Below are 20191 nucleotides of genomic sequence, written 5' to 3'. Positions count from 1 at the left end.
GCCCGACCTCGCCGCCTCAGCGGCGGGCGCGCCGGCCGCTGCGGCGCGGGGCGGGCTCCTCGCCGTTCAGGAGCGACCGGCGCCGGTCCTCGCCCGCCTCCTCGACCTGGAGCACCACGCGCCGCAGCCCGTCGGCGAGGCTGACGCACTCCGCGTCGCTCAGCTGCGCGGTGACGAAGGACTCCTCGTCGTTGAACGCGGGGAACACCCGGCGCATGAATTCCTCGCCGTCCTCCGTGAGTGCGAGCAGCACCAGCCGCCCGTCGGTGGGGTGATCGGCGCGCCGCAGCAGGCCGCGTGACTCCAGCGTGCGGGACACCCCGGTGAGCGTGCCCTTGGAGATCCCCGCCTCCTCGGCGACGTGCCGCGTCTCGGACTCGCCCCAGACCCACACCACCCACAGCACCACGAAGGCGGTCCAGGTCAGGTCCGAGCCGCGCAGTACGGAGTTCTCCAGGTGCTGCCGTACGGCGGAGGCGGCCCGGTAGATGTTGGCCACCGCGGCCATCCGCTCCCGGCGGACGGGGATGCCGCCGAGCTTCGCCTGCACGAGCCTTTCCGCCTCGTTGATGGACCGCTGGCTGGGCACGGGTGCTCCCTCACATCATCGCCGGGCCGCGTGTGCCCGGCCGGGCCCACGGCCGTTCAAGCTTCGCATTCTACGGGCGGACACCGCTCAGGCGGCCGCCGAGGGGCGCGGGTGCGGCATGTTCCAGCCCTCGGCGAGCCTCGACGGGTGAACGTTGTGCCCACCGCCGAAGAACTCGCAGAACTTCATGATCAGTGGGTCCCAGCCGATCGGGTCCACGTAGTGGGTCCCCGGGATGACCAGCCCCTCCTCGACATGGGCGCGAAGAACCTCGACCTCGAAGGCGGTGGCATGTGACGCGGGGCCGCCGAACGGATGGGCCGAGACGACGCGGCACTCCAGCTGGACCGGACATTCCGCGACCCGTGGGGCCCGGACCAGATCCGATGCCTGCTCGGTCAGCTGAGCGGTCGAGAACTTGTCCGGCTCGTACCGGTAGCCCTGCTCCACCTTGTAGTCCGGCACGGCCGGCTTCCCGGTGGTGAGCGCGATCCGGTCAACGGCACCGACCATCGCCGACGAGGGCAGGTTGAGCACGCACTCGCCCTCCCGCAGCAGGTTCGCGGTGGTGTGGGCGTTGTTGCCGAGACCGAGCATGCACGACTGGCCCAGCCACCACGCCGAGGAGATCGGCGCGAGATTCGCCGTGCCGTCTTCGTTGAGCGAGCTGATCAGCACCACCGGCGTTCCGAAGTACAGGACCTTGAGCCCGGGGACGATGTGCATGCGCTGCGCCTTTCGCAGAGTTCCGAACGGACGGACCCGCGGTGAGGGACACGAGCCGTCGCCGACCTTCTCGCGACGAGACCACCGGCGCTGGCGGAAACACGACATCGCACTCCCGCCGAGTGGAACCCGTCGCCGAGGACGAACGGGCTGGTGGCGGGGGTCGGCAACTGCACTGACAGCAATGCTGCCCCGTTCCGCTGCCTCGTCCCAGGGGGAGGGTGCTCGGAAACGGGCCCGGTGTGAGGTGCCGTCGTCCGTGGTGCCGAGGCTGTTGTGATCGTCCTGGACGGCCACCGGATCGACCTCGCTGACGCGATCGAACTGCGCGCCGACGAGTGTGTGGAACCGCTGACCACGGCCATCCTTGCCGCCCTTGAGACAGGGAAATGACGTGATGACGGGCGACCCGAGTTCGGCTGTTTGTGCCGCGAACGTCTGGCGAGCGCGCAAGACTTGGGACATGTCGACTCAACGTGACCTTCAATGGCAGATCCGGCTGCTCTCCGAGGAGGAAGCAGTCAGGGCACTGGCTGCTGTGGTCGAGGATCGCGGGCTTCTCACCGCGGCCGGCGAGCTTCCCTCTCGCGGTGAGGAACTGCGGGAGGCCCTGGTGGCTGAGGACCTGGCGGTGTACGGGCGGCCGGAGGAGCCACCCACGTCCGACGGGGAACTGGCGCGACTCGTGCTGGCGTACGCGGCGGATCGGGACGAGGCGCTGGCCGGGACGGTCGGCGAGGCCGTCGAGTACGCGCGGGAGCCGGCCGAGCGCTTCGACGGCGTCATGCTCGGGGCCGCCGTGCTGGCCCTCACGCTGTTGCAGACCGATGTGCTCGTCAAGCGCGAGCCGAGCGGCCGATGGAGCTTCACCATCCGCAAGCGGGCGCTTCGGGATTCCACCCTGGGGAAGGTCCTGACGGCGCTGCTGTCCCAGATCACCGGCGGCAAGTAGCCGCCAGCAAACGGAGGTTCGGCTGTGGCGGTATCGACGAGGGCCCCGTACGCGTGGAACTGCCCGGAGTGCGCCCGGGGGTGTCAGGAGCCGGTCTGGCACATCATCGACGCCCGCGAGCGGGCGGACGTGCTGGAGGTCGACGGTCCAGGCGTGTCCTGGGTGGCCTGCCCGGGCTGCGGGGCGCGAGCGCACATCGACGCGCCGGTTCTGGTGCTGCGCCCCGACGCGATCGTCCAGGTGCTGTTCGCGTCGTCCGTCGAGGACCTCCAGGCCGGCGCCGGGGACTGCGCCACCCGCATCCTGGCGGAGGCCGGGCGGGCCGGGGCGTTCGACGGCGGAACCATCACCGGGCAGACGATCCCCCTGCCGCGCAGGGCGCTGCCGGTCGTGCTGGCCCGCGATGTCGACCGGGACCTCGACGACCCGGAGACCGCACGCCGTGAACTCCTCCGGGAGGGCCCGCCGACGGTCGCCAACTACGAGATCTTCCTCGAATTCGCCCGGGCGGAGCGCGAGGCGGCGCGGGTGCGGTACCTGCTGCGCGCCGTGATGGGGACCCTTCCTGGCGCGTTCGCCGAACTCGTCAGGAACAACCCCGAGTTGACCACCTCCACGCAGGTCCGTGACGCCGCACGGGAGGAACTGCGCGCGGCGGCCGGTACACCCATGGAAACCCTGCTCGGCGCGCGCCAGCGCCTGCTGGACGGCCTGTGCCGGAGCGACCCGCCGCAGGACGAGGTGATCCGCCGATACTTCGGGGAACTGGAACGCCTCGGCCAGGGACTGCGGGAACGGCTGGCGGTGCTGGACCGCAGGGCGCGGGAGACCAGAGGGGCCGAGGGCGTGAGGGCCGCGCGGGAGGCGCTGGAACTCGCCCGTCAGACCGGCGATGCCGCACTGGAGACCGAACTCGCCGCGCTGCTCGGCTCCCGGCTGCTGGACGTCGTGCACGACGGGCTCGACACCGACCCGTCCGAGGCGATCGGCCTGCTGGAACACGCCCTCAGCCACCTTCCCGAGGGCAGCCTGGCCTGGGCCCAGGTGGCGAGCAACCTCGCCTCCGGACACGATCGGCGTCAGGACGGCGACCTCGTGGAGAACTGGCTCACCGCCCGGGACCTCCTGGCGCGCGCCGCCGAACTGGACCACGACCTGCACCCGGACACCTGGGCGGTGATCCAGACCAACTACGGCTTGCTGCTCGCCTCGCGGCCCGGCGGCGGCCCGGAAGACCTCGACCTCGGAATCGACCGCCTCCTGCTCGGCCTGCGAGCCCGCTCACCGGAACGCAACGCGGTCGACTGGGCCTACTCCATGCTCAACCTCGGCATGCTGCTCTTCCGCCGCGGACGGCCGGAGGACCTGATCCAGGCGGAGCAGCGCTACCGGAGCGCACTCGCCCACCTGCCCCCCGACCACCACCCGCGGCTGTGGGCGCAGCTGCAGTGCAACCTCGCGGACCTCCTGCTGTCGCGGGAACCCGCCGACGCGCTCGGCGCCCGGGCGGCGGTGAGCGCGGCACTCGACCTGGCGGCCGCGCGACCCGGCCTGGTCGACTCCGCGCGCGTCAAGTGGCTGCTCGCGCGCTGCCATGACCGGCTCGACAGGCATGACCGCCTCGACGGACCGGGCAGCGCGGAAGGTCTCCGGCTGCGCCGGGAGGCCCTGCTCGCGGCGCCGCCGACGGTCTCGCCGAGCCTGCACCTCGGCATCGGCACCGAGGTGCTCACCGTCCTCGCCGATGCCGGGCGGTGGACGGAGGCGGCCGACCTGGTGGCCGGCCTGCTCACCGCGCTCGACGCGCTCTACGACGCCCAGGTCACCGCCCCCGGCCGCCAGGACGTGCTCACCCGCTGGCCACTGCTCGCCCGTTTCGCGGCATACCTGCTGGCCCGGGCGGGCCGTCCGGAGCAGGCCGTCGAAGCGATCGAGCGCGGACTGGCCCGCGAGCTGTCGGTCGTGACCGGGCGCGGCGCGGTGGAGCTGGCGGCGCTGGAGCGGATCGATCCCGCGCTGGCCGGGCGATACCGGCAGGCACAGTCCCGCTACCGGCGCGCCGCTGCCGAACCGGCCGCCGCGACACCGCACGGGCTCGACCCGGGAACGGCCGAACAGGCCGATGCGGAACGCGGCCTGCGCACGGTCATCGCGGAGATCCGGCGGATTCCGGGCATGGAACGCTTCCTGTCCACCAGCGGGCTGGAGGACATCGTCCGCGCCGCGGCCGGCAGGCCGCTGGCCTACCTGGTGTACGCGCCGTGGGGCAGCTGCGTCCTGACGATCCCGCGGGTGCAGGACCGCACCCCACTCCCACCGGGTGCGGGCGGGAAGCTGCCGCAGGTGGAAGCGCGGCCCCGGGTGCTGGGCACCGTCGTACCCGAGGTCTCCGGCGCCACCGTCCTCAGCCTCCTGATCCTCGACCCGGAGGACGAGCACGCACCCGGAGTGCTCCTGACCCAGCACGCCGGAGCCCTCAGACGACGCAAGGACCTGCCGGCCGCCCTGGAGCGCCTCGGCCTGCTGGAACCGCTGCTGCGCCCGGTCGCCCGGCTCCTGGCGGAGGACCCGAGGCACGAGGCCGTGGTGATCCCGACCGGGCTGCTCGGTATGGTCCCGCTGCACGCGGTGCCGGTCGGCCCTGGCCCGGCCGGTGTGCTGGACGACGTCGGCACTCTGTACGTCTCCCCGTCGGCGGCGGTCCACGCGGCCTGCGGAGCCAGAGCCGCGCGCCCTCCGGAGGCGGCCCAGCTGCTGGTGGCGGTGGGGGACCCGGACGGCTCGCTGCCGGGCAGCCGGGTCGAACTCGACGCGGTCGTCGGCGTCTTCGAGCCCCTGGGGGAAGTCCACCGGGCGATGGGGGCCGACGCCACCGTGGCGTGGCTGCTCGACCATGTCGCGGAGGCGACCGTGCTGCACCTGAGCTGTCACGGCAGCGCGGACCTCGGCAGCCGGGGCGCCTCGCTGGCGCTGGCCGACGGGCGGCTGGACGTGGAGGTCCTGGCCCGCCGGCAACTGCGCTGCTGCCGGCTCGTGGTGGCCAGTGCCTGCCAGTCCGGTCACTTCGAGATCGTGCGGATGCCCGACGAGTTCGTCGGGCTGCCGGCCGGGTTCCTCCAGGCCGGGGCGGCCTGCGCGGTGACCAGCCTGTGGCAGGTCGACGACCTGGCGACGGCGGTGCTGATGACGCGCTTCCACGAGTTGCTTCCACGTGTCGGTGCCGACGGGCGGGACCCGGTGCGGGCGCTGCGCGAAGCGCGGTCGTGGCTGCGCGGCCTGACCGGGGCGGGACTCGCGCAGTACACGGCGGGCCGCCCTGGGCTGGCCGACCTGGCCCGCCGGTACGCAGCGCCGGCCGCCGACGGGCAACCGTTCGCGTCGCCGCGGCGCTGGGCCGGGTTCACGGCCTGGGGAGCCTGACCGCCCCGTCGGTCAGTCCAGTGACACGGGTCCGTTCGGTCCCAGCCGGTAGGTTGCGAAGCTGTTCGGGGAACGCGGGGAATCGATCTGCATCCGCGTGTACCGGCCGCCCACCAGACCGGTGACGGTGACCTTGGCCGGGGCGTGGACCGGCCGGCCCTGGGCGCAGCTGGGGACGCACGGCACCTCCTCCTTGGTGCCGGTAGCGGTGGCGGTGGGCGTTCCCCAGCCGGACCAGGTCAGGTCCAACAGCGAGAGCTTGCCGTCACCGCAGGCGAGCAGCAGCTTCGTCGGCTTGACGACGTTCCCTTCGTAACAGCTGGCGATCAGGGCGGGCTGCGTGCTCGGCTTCGTGTCGGGTGGCGGGGCAGGCGTCCTGGTGGCGCGTTCGGGGTCCATCGTCGGGGTGGGGGTGCGCTCGGGGACCACCGTGGGGGAGGGAACGACCACGGGCGGCGGCGTGGACTTGGGCGTCACCACCGTCGGGCTGGGCAGGGGCGCGGTCGGGCTGGGCGTCGTCTGCCGCAGCGGGGGCTGGGTGACGACCGGGACCGGCTTGCCGACCTCGCGGGTGCCACCGCCGGACAGCAGTTGCGGAACGAGCACGCCGGCGGTGACCGCCAGGGCGGCGGTGATCGCGCCGGCCACCAGGAGCTCCCACCGGGCAGTGCCCGACCGCTTCCGGGGGGCGGGCTTCCGGACAGCAGGCGCACCAGGCGCCGGACGCTTGGGCTCCGTGCGCGCCGCCTCCGCGCGTTTCGCCTCTGCGCGCAACCGGGCGACCTCGGTCCGCTGGTGTTCGATCAGCTCGTGGACCGCCACCGGCCAGGGCCGGTGGACGGGAGCGGCGAGCCGGGTGAGGGAGTCCAGCAGGCTGTCGGCGCTCGGCCGTAGCCCGGGATCCTTGGCCAGGCAAGGAGCGGCGATGCGCTGGATCTCCTCGGGAAGCCTCCCGAGATCCGGGTCGGTGTAGACGATGTTGTACAGCGTCTGCGGAATGGACGGCCCGATGAACGGGCACGCGCCGGTGTAGGCCATCAGCAGGACGGCACCCAGCGAGAACACGTCGCTGGGCGGGCCGGTCGGAAGCCCCTGGGCTTGTTCGGGGGACATGAAGGCCGGGGAACCGACGAGCAGCCCCGTGTGGGTGAGGGTGGTCCCGTCCTCACTGTCGGCCGCGCGGGCGATGCCGAAGTCGATGAGCCTGGGACCGTCCTCGGCGAGCAGGACGTTCGACGGTTTGATGTCCCGGTGCACCAGTCCGGCGTGGTGGACGTCGGCCAGCGCCGTGGCGAGTCCGGTGGCCAGTGACAGCACGGATGGCGCGGGCAGGGCGCCGACCGTCTCCACGGCTTCGTGGAGGGAGAGCCCTGGGATGAAGTCCGAGGTCAGCCAGGGCTCGGGTGCGTCCGGGTCGGCGTCGACGACCGTTGAGGTGTAGGTGCCGGTGACGCTCCGGGCGGCCTCCACCTCACGACGGAAGCGGGCCCGGAAGCCGTCGTCCTCCAAGAACCGCTGGTGCACCTGCTTCAGTGCGACCAGCCGCCCGTCCGGAGCGGTACTCAGGAGCACCCGGCCCATCCCACCCCGGCCCAGTTCCGCGATCGGTCGGTACGGACCGACCGCGATCGGATCGGTCGGCATCAGTTGCTTCACCCGGCCCCCTCCGAGACGGACAGACAGTCCTGCTGGCAGTCTGGCCGCCCCGCACTGCTGATCGCAAGCAATTCTGCTCAAAGCCCTTGACGTTCACGCGATGTGATAACGCATCACATTCGGCAGGGCGGTTGGGGACCGGCGGTGGACGGTCGAAGTCGGATGCCTGTCCGCCGCTGGTGCGGGCAGGCTCGGGTGTGTGGTGCGGGTCAGATGCGGGTGGCGGTGACGACGTGGTAGTCGACCAGGCCGTCGCGCCAGGCGGTGAGGAAGTTGCGGCTCCAGTGGGGCGTGGGGACGGTGTCGGTGAGGTAGCGGTCGAAGCCGGGCCAGACCTCGGCGCCGATGGAGTCGGTGGTGACGTCGGTGAAGCCGAAGCGGGCGAGGGCGGCGGTGAATCCGTCGAGGGGGTGGGCGACGTCGAGGCCGTCGGCGAAGCTGGCGAGCAGGATCTTGAGGCGTTCGGCGGCGTCGGAGCCGGGGGCCGTGAAGAAGGTCGTCACGACGAGGCGGCCGCCGGCGCGCAGGACACGGGCGCTCTCGCGGGCGAAGCCGGTCAGTTCGCGGAAGTGCTGGGCCGCCTCGACGGAGAAGACGCCGTCCAGGTAGCCGTCGGAGAACGGGAGTTCGTCCGCCGAGCCCAGGGTGTACGCCAGCCGATCGGGGTACGTCGCCAGGGCTCTCGCGTTGACGGCACGGGCCCGCTCGATCTGATCGGGGTGGATGTCCACCCCCGTCACCGCCGCGAAGCGGAACTCCCGCAGCGCCAACGCCGCACCCAGCCCCCGCCCGCAGCCCACCTCCGCCAACCGCAACCGCTCACGCGATTCGGGAAGCTCCCGCAACACCCGTCGGTACAACTGCTCCTGGCTGCGCACCCGGTCCTCGGGGGTCGGAGCGGTCAGATCGATGTCCTGCCAGTAACCGAAATTGATGAATCCGCCTGCGAAGCTGGCAGTCTTGGCCAGATCGTCGGCGCCGTAGGTCCGGCGCACGGTCGGGGGGATGCGGTTGTGATCCATGGGCCGCTGGGTCTCCTGCTCGGTGGGCGCCCGGCCGCCGGGCGCGCCGAGGTACGTACCCAAACCTGTAGTGGTCCGAACACGGTACGTGATGGTGGAGTGTCCGGGGAGCAGTGGGGGCGTGGTGGTGCTCCGAGGGGGCCGGGAGCACCACCACGCGATCGGGGGCGGCTACCGGGCGAGGTCGGCCGGTGCGTCGAGCCGGGTCAGCTTCTGCGGGTTGCGCACGATGTAGATCCGGGTGATTCGGCCGTCCGCCACCGCGAGGCTCACCACCGAGGGCTCGCCGCCGATGTCGATCCGGCCGGCCGGTGCGCCGTTGAGCCACACCGTGGTGGTGTCGAACGCGACCGGCAGGCGCCCGGTACGCGCGAGCAGCGCCGCCACCGCCTCGGCCCCGTGCACCGGGGCGGGCACGGCTGCCGCGATCCCACCGCCGTCGGCGATCAGGACGACGTCCGGCGCCAGCACTTCCATCAGGTCCTGCAGCCGTCCGGTGCGCAGGGTCTCCAGGAACCGCTCCACCACCTGCTGCTGTTCGGAGCGGCTCACCCGCACCCGGGGCCGGCGGGCCGCCACGTGCCCGCGGGCCCGCCGGGCGACCTGCCGCACGGCGGCCGAGGTCTTGCCGAGGGCCTCGGCGATCTCCTCGTACGGCAGCTCGAAGACCTCGCGCAGGACGAACACCGCCCGCTCGGTCGGCCCGAGCGTCTCCAGCACGGTCAGCATCGCGAACGAGACGCTCTCCGCGAGCTCGACGTCCTCGGCGACGTCGGGGCTGGTGAGCAGCGGCTCCGGCAGCCACTCGCCGACGTACTGCTCGCGCCGGCGGGACAGCGTCCGCAGCCGGTTGAGGCCCTGGCGGGTGACGATCCGGATGAGGTACGAGCGCGGGTCGTGCACCTGCCCGCGGTCGACCTCGGCCCACCGCAGCCAGGACTCCTGCAGCACGTCCTCGGCGTCGGCGGCGGAGCCGAGCAGCTCGTAGGCGACGGTGAAGAGCAGGCTGCGGTGGGTGACGAAGGGGTCCTCGGTCATGCCGGCGACGCTCCGGCCGGGGCGTCGGCGGCGGTGGTGCGCCTGGCCAGCGGGATCTCGCAGGAGTCGGAGAAGCCCTGGGAGCGGACGCCGTTCGCGGTGTTGTTCCTGGTGGCCATGTTGACGAAGGCGACGTAGGCGGTGAGTTCGACCATGGCCGCCGGGCCGAGTGCGTCCAGCAGGTGGTCGTAGAGCTCGTCGGTGACGGCCGGCGGGGTCACGGTCATGGCCTCGGCGTACTCCATCACCTCCCGCTCCAGCGCCGTGAACACCTCCGACGCCCGCCAGTTCGGCACCTGGCTCGCCTTGGCCAGGTCCAGGCCCTGGTTCTGCGCCTGGAAGTAGCCGATGTCCAGGCACCAGCTGCAGCCGACCTGTGCGGCCACCGCCATGTGCGCGAAGGACTTGAGGCTCTCGTCGAGCGCGTCCCACTCGGCGATCCGGCGGGAGAAGTCCAGGTTCGCGGTGGCGACGCCGGGGTTGTGCCAGACCGCCTCGACGGGTTCGAGGGTGGTCCCGAATCCCTTGATCATGTTCTCGCTCAGCTCGGCGGGCAGCTGGGCCTTCGGCAGTCGCAGTGCCATGGTGTCCTCCCGGTTCGGTGGTTCGGCGGGTTGCCGGACATGAAGACACCGGAGGGTGCCCGGATGTGACAGCCCGACATGACGGCCGGGGAAAACGACCTTCGGACCGGCAGGTCGGTTCGCTACAGTCCGCGGGGACTGCCGACCACTGCGAGGAGAACGACACGTGAACGTCCCCGACGACCGCCCCGCCCCGCCGCTGACCGGCGGCGAGCGCGAGATGCTGCGCGGCTTCCTCGACTTCCACCGGGCGACCCTCGCCCTGAAGTGCGAGGGCCTGACCGACGAGCAGCTGCGCCGGCGCTCCAGCCCGCCCTCCACGCTCAGCCTGCTCGGGCTGGTCCGGCACCTGGCGGAGGTCGAGCGCACCTGGTTCCGCCGGGTCATCAACGGCGAGGACCTGCCGCTGGTGTGGTCCGAGGACGGCGACTACCAGGCCGCGTACGACCCCGCCGGCGCCACCCGGGCCGAGGCCTTCACCGCCTGGCGGACCGAGGTCGAGCACTCCCGCCGCATCGAGCTCGCCGCGGACTCCCTCGACGTCACCGGCTACCAGGCCCGGTGGGACGCCGAGGTGTCGCTGCGGCTGGTGATGCTCCACCTGATCCACGAGTACGCCCGGCACAACGGGCACGCGGACTTCCTGCGGGAGGCGATCGACGGCGCGGTGGGGGCGTAGCCGGGTGGGCCGGGTGCCGGCGGGGTGAGGGTGTGAGGAGGGTGAGGAGGGTGAGGAGGCGGTCGACGGCGCGGTGGGGCCCGGGCGTCCCGGGCGGGCCTACCAGCCGAGGAGGTGGGTGCGGTGGGTGAGGGCGGTGAGGACGGCGCCGACGGTGGTCTCGGGGGTGAGGGCGGTGGTGTCGAGGGTGTGGGTGGCGTCGTCGGGGGCCGGGCCGGGGTGGAGGGCGACGTAGTGGAGGGCGGCGCCGGTGGTGCGGCTCTCGCGGCGGAAGGTGTCGAGGGCGGCCGGGACGGCGGGGGCCTCCACCACGACCTGGTAGCCGCGGGTGGCGTAGGCGAAGGCGGCCTGGGCGGTGGCGGCCAGGGCGGTGGCGTTCTGGTGTCCGGCCTCGGGCAGGTGGGGCGGGAGCCGGCCGCTGCGGATGACCCGCAGGAAGTCGTCCGTCCGCAGGTGGACGCTCGGGTTCAGCTCCCGGGCGAGCAGCTCCGCGACCGGGCTGTTCCCGGCCCCGCCCGGGTCGACGAGGACGAGGACGCCCCCGGCGCCCCGGCCGCCCCCGAGCTCCGGCCCACCTACGGTCGTACGGTTCACAGCTGCTGATCCCTTCGCGGGCCGGGGACGGTCGGGTAGCCGGGGCGGGGCGGTCGGAGTGCGAAGGAGCTGGTCGGCCCATATCCGGACAACCGACCGCCTCGTCCCTACGACTGATGCGTTTCGGGGATCAACCTAGTCCAAACGGGTGGTCCGAGTCGTCCCCCACCCGGTTCCTGGGCGGGTCGGAGGGAAGACCCGCGACCGGTCGGCGGCCCGTCAGGGGGCCGCCGCCGGCCCCTACCGGTCGCCGGTGCGCAGCACGATCGGGTTGGTGAGCGCCGCCATCGCGCCCCAGGGCAGGTCAGGGCCCATCGAGTTGCCCCTGCCCGGGGTGCCGTCCGCCTTCGGGTGGCGGACCTCGGCCCGGACGTAGGCGGCGAGCGAGGCGGTGGTGCGCCAGATCACGGTGCCGGAGCCGTCGGCGGGCAGCGACTCCTGGTGCATCTGCCCCTCGTCGGTGAGGAGGCGGACCGTCCCGCCGGGCACCCCGGAGACGGTGAGCCGGACGTCCAGCGGGGCGTCGGCCGGGACGGTCAGCTCCTCGCCGATGCCCGCCCGGCGCCCGTGCCCGGTGACGGTGAAGTCCAGCGCGACGGCGGAGGACTCGGCCAGCCAGCTGCGCCCGGCGCGCAGCCCGTCGAGGATCGCGTCCCGGGTGAGGTCCTCGGCCAGCACCACGGTGTGCGGGGAGCCGATGACCTGCGGCTCGCTGTGCGCGTCGCTGTTGCCCAGGGCGGGCAGCCAGGAGCGGCCCTCGCGCAGGGCGACGGCGAGCCGGCCGTCCCAGGTGTCCACCGCCGACTCGTCGTCGTACGTCCAGGGGCCGTTCCACACCTCGACGGCGTCGGCCTGCTCGTAGCCGAACTTCCACTGGCAGGCGACGTACGGGCAGTACGGGTGCGCGGGTACCACCAGGCCGCCGGAGCGGTGGACCTGGCGGGCGAAGCGCGGGTACTCCTCGTCGCGCGAGCGGTAGCGCCAGTCGACGAACTGGCCGGGCTTCAGGCCGAGGGCCAGCCAGTGGCCGTTGCGGGTGGTGATCTCCTCGCCCGGCAGGATCAGCAGGTCGGGGCCGGCCAGCGGGCCCCAGGCGGCGTGCGAGGAGCTGGTGTTGTGGTCGGTGGAGACGATGAAGTCCAGGCCGGCGGCGCGCGCCCCGGCCGCCACCTCCTCGGGCCTGCGCCGCCCGTCGGAGTGGACGGTGTGCAGGTGGCAGTCGCCCCGGTACCAGGCCCGGCCGCGGCCGCGGGCCCGCTCCGCGGGGTAGTGTGGCGTGAACTGCGGCCCGGGCGCACCGAACCGGAGGGTGACCTCGACGTGGTATTCCAGGCCCTGCGGGGCGATCTGGTAGGGGCCGAGGACCACGTGCCAGGTGCCGGGGTTGATCGGGCCGGGGAGGTAGCCGGGGGTCGCGGCGCCGCGGGAGAGGCTGAACTCGGTGCGGAAGCCGCCGGACCAGCCGCGGAAGCCGGGGCCGCCGAGGTCGGTGCCGCGCTCGTCGAAGATGCCGATGTCACAGGAGTTGCCGGGGGTGCCGGCCGGGACCGGCGGCCTGTCGTAGCCGTAGGAGACGGCTATCTCGCGGACGCCCTCGGGCACTTCCACCGGGAGGTGGAGGAAGTCGGGGGCGCCGGTGGGCAGGTGGCCGGTGAGGGTGAGGGTGCGGTCGGCGGGAGTGGCGCCGGGGGCGGCGGTGGGGGCGGCGGTCGCCTGGCCGGTGGGGGCGGCGAGGCCGAGGGTGGTGGCGCCGGTGGCGAGGCCGGTGCGGAGCAGGTCCCGGCGGGCGGGCCGGGCGGCCGGCTGCGGAGCCGGCTGGTCGGTCGGCTGGTCGGAGCGTGGGGAGCTGGGCTCGGTCGGCATCGAGGTCTCCGGATCGGGGAGGGCGGGTCGCTCGCGTGCCTACCCGGGCGAGTGAACCGGGGGTGAGGCGGGGCCCACGGCGGTGGGGCGGGCCGGTGAAGAGGGGGCGGGCGGGGCCGGGGTCGATTTGCGGGGAGTGACGAATGGTCGGTTCATAGTCATGGAATCGGTTCATATGCGAAATGGCGCGGATGGAGGCGGGTGTGTCGGTGAGTCGGCGGACGCTGCTCATGGCGGTGGCCGGGGGAGCACTGGCGGGGTGCCGGACGAGGGCGGCGGGCACCGGCTCGGCCTCGGCGGTGGGCGCTGCCTCGGCGGATTCGGTGACATCGTCCGCGGCGCCGTCCGACACACCGTTCGCGATGCCGTCCGGAGCTCCCACCGAGGCCGCCGCCGCGTCGACGCCCGCGCCGGAGCCGACGCCGGGCGGCGGTGAGCAGCCGCCGCACGAGCCGACCCGGGCCGAGGTGGTCGAGCGGTACGGCGCACTGGCTCCGAGCCAGTGGGGGCTGGAGGTCGAGGGGGTGATCACCGCGCTGCCGGAGGGCGAGGGCGCCATGGCGCTCACCTTCGACGCCTGCGGCGGCGCCGGAGGCAACGGCTACGACGCCGACCTGATCGACTTCCTGCGGGCGCAGGACGTGCCGGCCACGCTCTTCCTGAACGCCCGTTGGATCGACGCCAACCCGGAGGAGTTCGAGCGGCTCGCCGTCGACCCGCTGTTCGAGATCGGCAACCACGGCACCGTCCACCGTCCGCTCTCGGTCTCCGGCCGTTCCGCCTACGGCATCGCCGGCACGCGCGACGTCGGCGAGGTGTACGACGAGGTGGTGGGCAACGCCCACAAGCTCGCCGAGCTGCTCGGGCACCCGCCCCGGTTCTTCCGCTCCGGCACCGCGCACTACGACGACGTCGCCACCCGGGTGGTCGCCGACCTGGGCCAGCTGGTGGCCGGCTTCACCGTGAACGGGGACGGCGGGGCGACGCTCCCGGCCGCCGAGGTGCGGCGGGAGGTCGCCTCCGCCCCGCCCGGCGCGATCGTGATCGGCCACCTGAACCACCCGGGTGGCGGCACCGCCCCCGGGGTGGCGGCGGCGGTGCCGGGTCTGCTGGCGGCGGGGCGGCGCTTCGTCCGGCTCTCGGACGTGCTTTGACTTCCGCTCCCCCGGCTTGAGGCCGGGGGATTCCTGCCACGGTCGTCCGACCGTCTCGGTGGGTTCCTGCTTCTTCACGCTGTGCCGGGACAGGTCCCGGTCCTACCTGCGCTCGACAGGCTGTCATCGCCAGCCCGGCGGCCTTGGCGATGTCGACGGCGGCGTTTGAACGACCGCCGACACCTCCCCGAGCCATGCACGCGCGGGGGTCTTCTTCGCTTCGGTGATCAGCAGCTTCGACAGGTCGCCGATCCTCGGGAACGGCAGCCCGTCCGCGCGGGCGGTCTCACGAGCCCGAAGGGCGTCGTTGAAGACCACCCGAGCGCACCCGAACGCTCGTGCCAGTGCCGCCCGCTGAGGCCCGTTCGGGTACAGGCGGAAGCCCGGGTGGCCGGGCGGCTCAGACCAGGCGCAGGCCGCCCGGGTGCTCCTCCTCGACGACCCGGACCAGCCAGTCGAAGACCGTAGGCCCCCGCCCCGCCCGGGCGGCGTCCAGCTCGGCGGTGATGCGCGCGCGGTTGGCGGGGTGGGCGCGGGCCAGCCGCAGTTCCAGCTGACGGACCGTCTCCGGGTGGCCGAGGTTGCGGCGGGAGACCTCGTGATGGCGCCACTCGATGACCCAGTCCCCGTCCTCGGGCGTGCCGTAGCCGCCCCGAAGGCAGTCGGCGAAGGCGTCGAGGTTGCGGCCGAAGTAGCCGTCCACCCCGACGGCCCGCCCGACCACGTCCCAGAAGTCCTCCAGGGTCCTGATCTCGTTGCCGTCGATCACATAGGTCACCGTCACGGGGTCGAGGATATGCCGCGGCGGTGAACCGGTCCGGACGGCCGGCCCGGGGTGGACAGGCCGGGGTGAACCGGCCGGGGCGGACGGTTCAGGGGGAGACGGCGATCGCGGTGGCGAGCAGCCCGTCCCGTACCACCCAGCGGCCGTCGAAGCCGTCGATCCGGCGGCCGTTGACCACCGGGCCCGGGACCAGCAGCCGGGCGGTGAAGGTGCCGTCGGGGGAGAGGTCCAGCTCGGCCTCGTCGAAGTCCAGGAAGAGCAGGGTCAGCGGGAACCAGGCCTTGTACACCGACTCCTTGGCGCTGAACAGGATGCGGTCCCACGGGACGTCCGGGTGCTCGGCCGTCAGCTTGGCGAGCCGCTGCTGCTCCACCGGCAGTGCGACGGCCTCCTGGACGCCCTCCGGCAGCGGCAGCGCGGGCTCGGCGTCGATGCCCACGGAGGCGAGGGTGCCGGCCCGGGCCACGGCCGCCGCGCGGAAGCCGTCGCAGTGGGTGAGGCTGCCGACCACGCCGTCCGGCCAGCTCGGCGCTCCGCGCAGACCCGGGACGAGCGGGCGGTACGGGACGCCGAGCCGGGCGAGGGCGGCCCGGGCGCAGTGCCGGACGGTGGTGAACTCGCGGCGCCGCTTGTCGACGGCCCGGGCGACGGCCGGCTCCTCCTCGGGCTCCAGCCGGGCCTCCGGCGGGTCGTCGTAGGCCACCTCGGTCACCACGACGTCCGGCAGCAGGTCCCCGATCATCCGTTCCCCCCTCGGTCGGCCGCGCGGGTGGTCGCCGCGCGGGTCGAGGGTAACCCGGCCGGGGGCTCCGGCGGGACTCGGGTGACGGCCGGTCAGCACCCTCCGTGGCGGGTCTGTCACGCATCTTCGCCCCTTCGGCCGCATGGGTAAAGATCCCTGCCCTGTGTTCATGCCAACATCGCGGAGGTCTGGACCACCTTGCGGCGGGCGCATACGTTTTCTCCACAAGGGCGGACATTCGGTTGGCGAACTGTCGTGCGAATGTGTCGAGTTCCGCCTGTCATGCTCATGACCTTCACCGCAACGGGAGGGAACGAACCATGCGCGCCATCGGCAAGAACCTCAGGATCCTCGCGGGCGCCCCGCTCGCCGCAGCCGCCCTCATCGCCCTCACGGCCGGCTCCGCCAGCGCCGCGATACCGATCAACCAGCCCATGGCCGGCAAGGCCACCTACTACAACGACGCCGGCTACGGCGCCTGCGGCACCCAGATCAATGCCGCCACCCAGATGCTGGTCGCCGTCTCGCACACCTGGTGGACCACCGCCAACCCGAACAACGACCCGGTCTGCAAAGGCATTTCGGTCAAGGTCACCTACCAGGGCAAGACCATCACCGTCCCGGTGAAGGACCAGTGTCCCTCCTGCGACTCCACCCACATCGACCTCAGCCAGCCCGCCTTCGCCAGGCTCGCCCCGCTGGACAAGGGCGTCATCACCGGGCTGACCTGGCAGTTCGTCAAGACCGCCCTGAACGGCAAGACCGTCGAGCTCTCCGCCCCGATCGCCGGCTCCACCATCGGCTGAGCCCGCCCCTGACGACCGTGTCCGCCCCCGCCCGGTCGGCGGGGGCGGGCCGCGGGCCGGAGGTCGGGATCACGGCCGACCGTGTCCGGGCGGGGCTTGCGCCTCCACGAGTGGCGGGGCCATCGCGAGCAGTAGCTGGACGGCCGGGGGAGCGGTCCGCGGATCGTGGGCGAGCCCCAGCGTGACGGTCGGCACCGGGGAGGTGAACCGGCGCAGGCGGACGCCGGGGATCCGGAACACCCGGGCCCGGCCCTCGGGTATCGGCGCTATGCCGTAGCCCGCCGCCACGGCCAGCAGGAGCTGTTCGTCGTCCGGCTCCTCCCGCACGATCCGCGGCGACCGGCCCGGCCACAGCTGCCCGGTGATCAGCGCGTGCATCCCCGGCCCGTTCTCCCGCGGCCACAGCACCACCGGCTCGTCCGTGATCCGGTGCCGGCCGATCCGGGCCCGGGTGCGGGCGAGCGGATGGCCGGCCGGCACGGCCAGCAGCAGCTCCTCCTCGGCGATGATCCGGCAGGCGAGCCCGGGGACGTCCAGTGGCGGCCGGACGAACGCCGCGTCCAGCCGCCCGGCGAGCAGCTCGGCGACGTTGTGCGAGGTCCAACCGGTCTGCAGGGCGACGTCCAGCCGGGGGTAGCGGTTGCGGAACTCCGTCACCAGGACATCGCAGGCCCCGCCCCGGGCGGAGCGGGTGTACGCCACCCGCAGTCGGCCCTCCCGCCCCTGGACCACCGCCGCGACCCGCTCCTCGGCCTCCGCCACCTCCCGCAACACCCGCCGGGCCTCCTCCGCGACCGCACGCCCGACCGGGGTCAACGCGCAGCCCTTGCTGGTCCGCTCGACCAGCTGTGCGCCCAGCTGCCGCTCCAGCGCCTTGACCTGCTGGCTGAGCGCAGGCTGCGCCACGTGCAGTCGGCGCGCGGCGCGGGTGAAGTTCAACTCCTCGGCCAGCACCGAGAAGTAACGCATCCGACGCAGATCCATCCGGCGATGATAAGCGCGGCTTATCGCTGCGGGACAGAACTGGTCTTGGACGGCCGTCGGTGCGGCCGGATTTCCTGGAGACGGCCGCCGACACCCGGTGGGCGGCCCTCGGGAGGAGGAGTTCGCGATGGGTGATGCAGTGGGTGGGGCGACGGACGTCGTCGTGGTCGGAAGCGGGATCATCGGGCTCACCACGGCGATCCGCCTGCAGGAGAAGGGACTTCGAGTCGTCGTGGTGACGGCTGACGGCCTGCTGTCGACGACCTCCGCCGTGGCCGCGGCCGTCTGGTTCCCCGTCGCCACGGGCACGAGCGGCCGGGTGGCGGACTGGTCCGCGACCGCCTTCGCCGAGTTCGCCCGCCAGGCCGCGCAGGGCGTACCCGGCGTCTCGATGCGCAGCACCCGCATGCTGGAACACCAGCAGCAGTCGGCGGGCCTGCCCTGGTGGGGCGACGCTGTCCCCGACCTGCGCCGGCTGACGGCCGCCGAACGCGGACCGGACTGCGCGGACGGCTGGTCCTTCACGGCCCCCGCCGTCGAGATGCCGCTCTACCTGCCCTGGCTGCTCGGCCGGTTCATCGACAACGGCGGCGAGATCGTCCACCGTCGCCTCGACGCCCTCGACCAGGCCCTGGCCTGGGCGCCCGTGGTGGTCAACGCCACCGGACTCGCCGCCCGGCAGCTCTGCGACGACCCGGCCGTGCACCCGGTGCGCGGCCAGCTCGTCCTGGTCCGCAACCCCGGACTGCCCAGCTCGACCCGCATCCAGGACGACCCGGCCGGCTACACCTACATCCACCCCCGCAGCGCCGACGTCGTCCTCGGCGGCACCTTCGAACCGGACGACTGGAACACCACACCCGACCCTGCCGTCGCCGAGGCCATCCTCGCCCGCTGCACGGCCCGCATACCCGAACTCCGCGGTGCCCGCGTCATCGGCCACGCCGTCGGCCTGCGCCCCGCCCGCCACGGCGGCCCCCGCCTCGAAGCGGACCCGGCCGTCCGGATCGTCCACAACTACGGTCACGGCGGCGCCGGGGTCACCCTCAGCTGGGGCTGCGCCGACGCCGCCGCCGAACTGGTGGGGTGACCGGGAATCCTCACCGGGTCGGTGCCGACGCCCGTCGAGCCGATGGGGCGAGGGCGGGCCCGGTGCCGGCGGCAGGCGCGAGGCCCGGCCGGGGGCGCCCTGCTCTGTCGCAGGCAGAGGGCCGTAGGAGGTCGAGAACCGTGCACCCCGGCGAACGAGCGCGGTCGGAGCACCCGTGGCCCGACGTGTTCGGCGGTCCGTTCCGGCCACGGCGGTGAGTCGCATTCGCTACGGTTGCGCGCTGAGACCGTCCCGCTTCCGTTCCCGCTCCCCAATGTCGTTCCTCCGGAGGAACCTTGGCCTCGATCACGCTCGACGCCGAGCGCCGCGTCCACGCCGACACCGGACGCGTCCGGGTCGCCGCCGTGGACGTGCTGCGCTCGCTCGGCTTCCAGATCACCTCGGAGATGGCCACCGTGGTGGAGGCCCGGCGCGGCTCCGCCGTCCGCTCGGCGATGCTCCTGCCCGACCAGGTGCCGCTGGCAGCCCGCCTCCACCTCGTGCCCGCCGACGGCGACCGCACCTCGGTCTCCCTGCACCTGACGGACCGGGCGGTCTCGGTGATCGCGCTGGGCGTGCAGGACCCCTATGTGGCAGCCTTCCAGACGGCGCTGCTCGCCCTCGACCGCGCACTCACCGGCCTCGACCCGGCGGCCGGAGCGGCCGGCTTCCCCCAGCCCCGGTGGTGGGCCCGCGCACCCCGGGCCGACAACCTGGCCCGGCACCACGAGACCGGCCAGCGGCTGATCGGCGGCGTCGCCGCCCGCGTCAACGAGCGGCTCTCCGGCGGGCGCCGCTCCACCGGCCCGTCCTTGTGGGAGGGCATCGAGCGCATCGTCTTCCGCTCCCCGGCCGGCTTCCTCGCGATGGACATGGTCACCGCCCGCACCCTGCTGGCGATCCCGGTGATGATCGGCAGCCGTCCGGACGGCGTACCGTCCCAACTGGCCTCCGACATCGCACGGTTGGCGGCGGTGGTGGAAGGCCGCCTCGGCGCGGGCGGCCTCGGATCCGTGGAGGTGGCGGTCGCCGAGGAGGACCGCCCGGCCTTCGAGTTCCTGCACCGCCAGTTCGGCATCCGCTCGCGGCTGCCCGTCCGGACCCTCTGCACCTGCCGGGACTGCCGCCAGACCAAGGTGGTGAACCTGGACCTCAAACGGCTGCGGCAGCGCAAGAACCGCCTCAAGACGATCGCCTCCGTCGTGCAGACGACGTACGAGAACGACGGCGAACCCAACCCCTTCCTGATCTTCGGGTCGATCTTCCAGCAGTCCAAGATCGACCCCGACTTCGTCTGCGCACGCTGCGAGAGCACCGTCGCCGACGAGCAGCCGGTGACCTTCTGCCCACGCTGCGGCGACATGCGCACCGAGTCCGTCCTGGACACCTGCTCCGAGTGCGGCCACGACTTCGAGGCCCTCGCCGGGGACCAACCCGTCTGGGCCGGCACCCCGCCGCCCCCGCTCGCCCCGCCGACCCCGCCGCCGCCCGTCGCGCCCCCGCCGCCC

Annotated in this window: 18 protein-coding genes and 1 pseudogene; 7 read left to right on the top strand and 12 right to left on the bottom strand. The window is 73.3% G+C overall.

The window, feature by feature from the left end; all coding sequences use genetic code 11:
- Positions 1–16: 16 nt before the first annotated feature.
- Entirely contained in the window at positions 17–589 is a 573-nt protein-coding gene (locus KS423_RS15380; RefSeq protein WP_224279526.1) for a MarR family transcriptional regulator, read from the bottom strand.
- Positions 590–676: 87 nt separating this feature from the next.
- Positions 677–1315 (bottom strand): flavin reductase family protein, encoded by a 639-nt coding sequence (locus tag KS423_RS15375; RefSeq protein WP_224279524.1) that lies wholly within the window; start codon positions 1313–1315, stop codon positions 677–679.
- Positions 1316–1778: 463 nt separating this feature from the next.
- On the opposite strand from KS423_RS15375, the gene KS423_RS15370 reads away from it, so the two are divergent.
- A complete protein-coding gene (locus KS423_RS15370) occupies positions 1779–2267 on the top strand; it encodes a hypothetical protein (protein ID WP_224279522.1) in 489 nt (162 codons plus the stop codon).
- 24 nt (positions 2268–2291) lie between these two features.
- Positions 2292–5687, top strand: a complete 3396-nt coding sequence (locus KS423_RS48020; protein ID WP_224279520.1) for a CHAT domain-containing protein — start codon at positions 2292–2294, stop codon at positions 5685–5687.
- A gap of 12 nt (positions 5688–5699) precedes the next feature.
- Here KS423_RS48020 and KS423_RS15360 read toward each other — a convergent pair whose 3' ends face one another.
- From KS423_RS15360 to KS423_RS15345, 4 genes are all read right to left on the bottom strand, one after another.
- Positions 5700–7331 carry a serine/threonine-protein kinase gene (locus KS423_RS15360; RefSeq protein ID WP_224279530.1) on the bottom strand — a complete coding sequence of 544 codons (1632 nt, stop codon included), beginning with the start codon at positions 7329–7331 and terminating at the stop codon, positions 5700–5702.
- A gap of 221 nt (positions 7332–7552) precedes the next feature.
- The gene (locus KS423_RS15355; RefSeq protein WP_224279518.1) at positions 7553–8365 is read right to left on the bottom strand and encodes a class I SAM-dependent methyltransferase; all 813 of its coding nucleotides are present in this window, start codon (positions 8363–8365) and stop codon (positions 7553–7555) included.
- Between the two features lie 171 nt (positions 8366–8536).
- Positions 8537–9403: an RNA polymerase sigma-70 factor gene (locus tag KS423_RS15350; RefSeq protein WP_224279516.1), complete on the bottom strand. Its 867-nt coding sequence runs from the start codon at positions 9401–9403 to the stop codon at positions 8537–8539.
- Positions 9400–9987: a carboxymuconolactone decarboxylase family protein gene (locus tag KS423_RS15345; protein ID WP_224279514.1), complete on the bottom strand. Its 588-nt coding sequence runs from the start codon at positions 9985–9987 to the stop codon at positions 9400–9402. Before KS423_RS15345 ends, KS423_RS15350 begins: the two co-directional genes overlap by 4 nt.
- 220 nt (positions 9988–10207) lie before the next feature.
- Here KS423_RS15345 and KS423_RS15340 point away from each other — a divergent pair, with 220 nt between their 5' ends.
- Positions 10208–10666 carry a DinB family protein gene (locus KS423_RS15340; protein ID WP_224279528.1) on the top strand — a complete coding sequence of 153 codons (459 nt, stop codon included), beginning with the start codon at positions 10208–10210 and terminating at the stop codon, positions 10664–10666.
- Between the two features lie 99 nt (positions 10667–10765).
- Here the strand turns inward: KS423_RS15340 and KS423_RS15335 are convergent, their stop codons facing one another.
- Complete coding sequence (locus KS423_RS15335) at positions 10766–11260, bottom strand: hypothetical protein (protein WP_224279512.1); 495 nt, start codon at positions 11258–11260, stop codon at positions 10766–10768.
- 240 nt (positions 11261–11500) lie between these two features.
- On the bottom strand, positions 11501–13123 hold the full coding sequence (locus tag KS423_RS15330; RefSeq protein ID WP_224279510.1) for a CehA/McbA family metallohydrolase: 1623 nt from the start codon (positions 13121–13123) through the stop codon (positions 11501–11503).
- A 362-nt stretch (positions 13124–13485) separates the two neighbouring features.
- Between KS423_RS15330 and KS423_RS15325 the strand changes: the two genes are divergently transcribed.
- Entirely contained in the window at positions 13486–14277 is a 792-nt protein-coding gene (locus KS423_RS15325) for a polysaccharide deacetylase family protein (RefSeq protein ID WP_224279508.1), read from the top strand.
- Between the two features lie 168 nt (positions 14278–14445).
- Here the strand turns inward: KS423_RS15325 and KS423_RS15320 are convergent.
- The 3 genes and pseudogenes from KS423_RS15320 to KS423_RS15310 all read right to left on the bottom strand — a co-directional run.
- Positions 14446–14652, bottom strand: a pseudogene (locus KS423_RS15320) (helix-turn-helix domain-containing protein); the annotation flags it as partial.
- A 25-nt stretch (positions 14653–14677) separates the two neighbouring features.
- Positions 14678–15061 carry a barstar family protein gene (locus KS423_RS15315; RefSeq protein WP_224279506.1) on the bottom strand — a complete coding sequence of 128 codons (384 nt, stop codon included), beginning with the start codon at positions 15059–15061 and terminating at the stop codon, positions 14678–14680.
- An 88-nt stretch (positions 15062–15149) separates the two neighbouring features.
- The gene (locus KS423_RS15310; RefSeq protein WP_224279504.1) at positions 15150–15803 is read right to left on the bottom strand and encodes a 4'-phosphopantetheinyl transferase; all 654 of its coding nucleotides are present in this window, start codon (positions 15801–15803) and stop codon (positions 15150–15152) included.
- Positions 15804–16123: 320 nt separating this feature from the next.
- On the opposite strand from KS423_RS15310, the gene KS423_RS15305 reads away from it, so the two are divergent.
- A complete protein-coding gene (locus KS423_RS15305) occupies positions 16124–16609 on the top strand; it encodes a cysteine/serine endopeptidase inhibitor (RefSeq protein ID WP_224279501.1) in 486 nt (161 codons plus the stop codon).
- Positions 16610–16678: 69 nt separating this feature from the next.
- Here the strand turns inward: KS423_RS15305 and KS423_RS15300 are convergent, their stop codons facing one another.
- Complete coding sequence (locus KS423_RS15300) at positions 16679–17593, bottom strand: LysR family transcriptional regulator (RefSeq protein WP_224279492.1); 915 nt, start codon at positions 17591–17593, stop codon at positions 16679–16681.
- A 127-nt stretch (positions 17594–17720) separates the two neighbouring features.
- Between KS423_RS15300 and KS423_RS15295 the strand changes: the two genes are divergently transcribed.
- Together KS423_RS15295 and KS423_RS15290 are read left to right on the top strand one after the other, a co-directional pair.
- Complete coding sequence (locus tag KS423_RS15295; RefSeq protein ID WP_224279490.1) at positions 17721–18683, top strand: FAD-dependent oxidoreductase; 963 nt, start codon at positions 17721–17723, stop codon at positions 18681–18683.
- A 296-nt stretch (positions 18684–18979) separates the two neighbouring features.
- Positions 18980–20191 (top strand): hypothetical protein (locus tag KS423_RS15290; RefSeq protein ID WP_224279488.1); only part of this gene is annotated, 1212 nt, incomplete at its 3' end.

It is taken from the genome of Streptomyces sp. LS1784 (assembly GCF_020103755.1).
GTDB lineage: Bacteria > Actinomycetota > Actinomycetes > Streptomycetales > Streptomycetaceae > Kitasatospora.
Note: the sequence above shows the minus strand (reverse complement) of the source record. Positions and strands in the feature narration are given on the sequence as shown.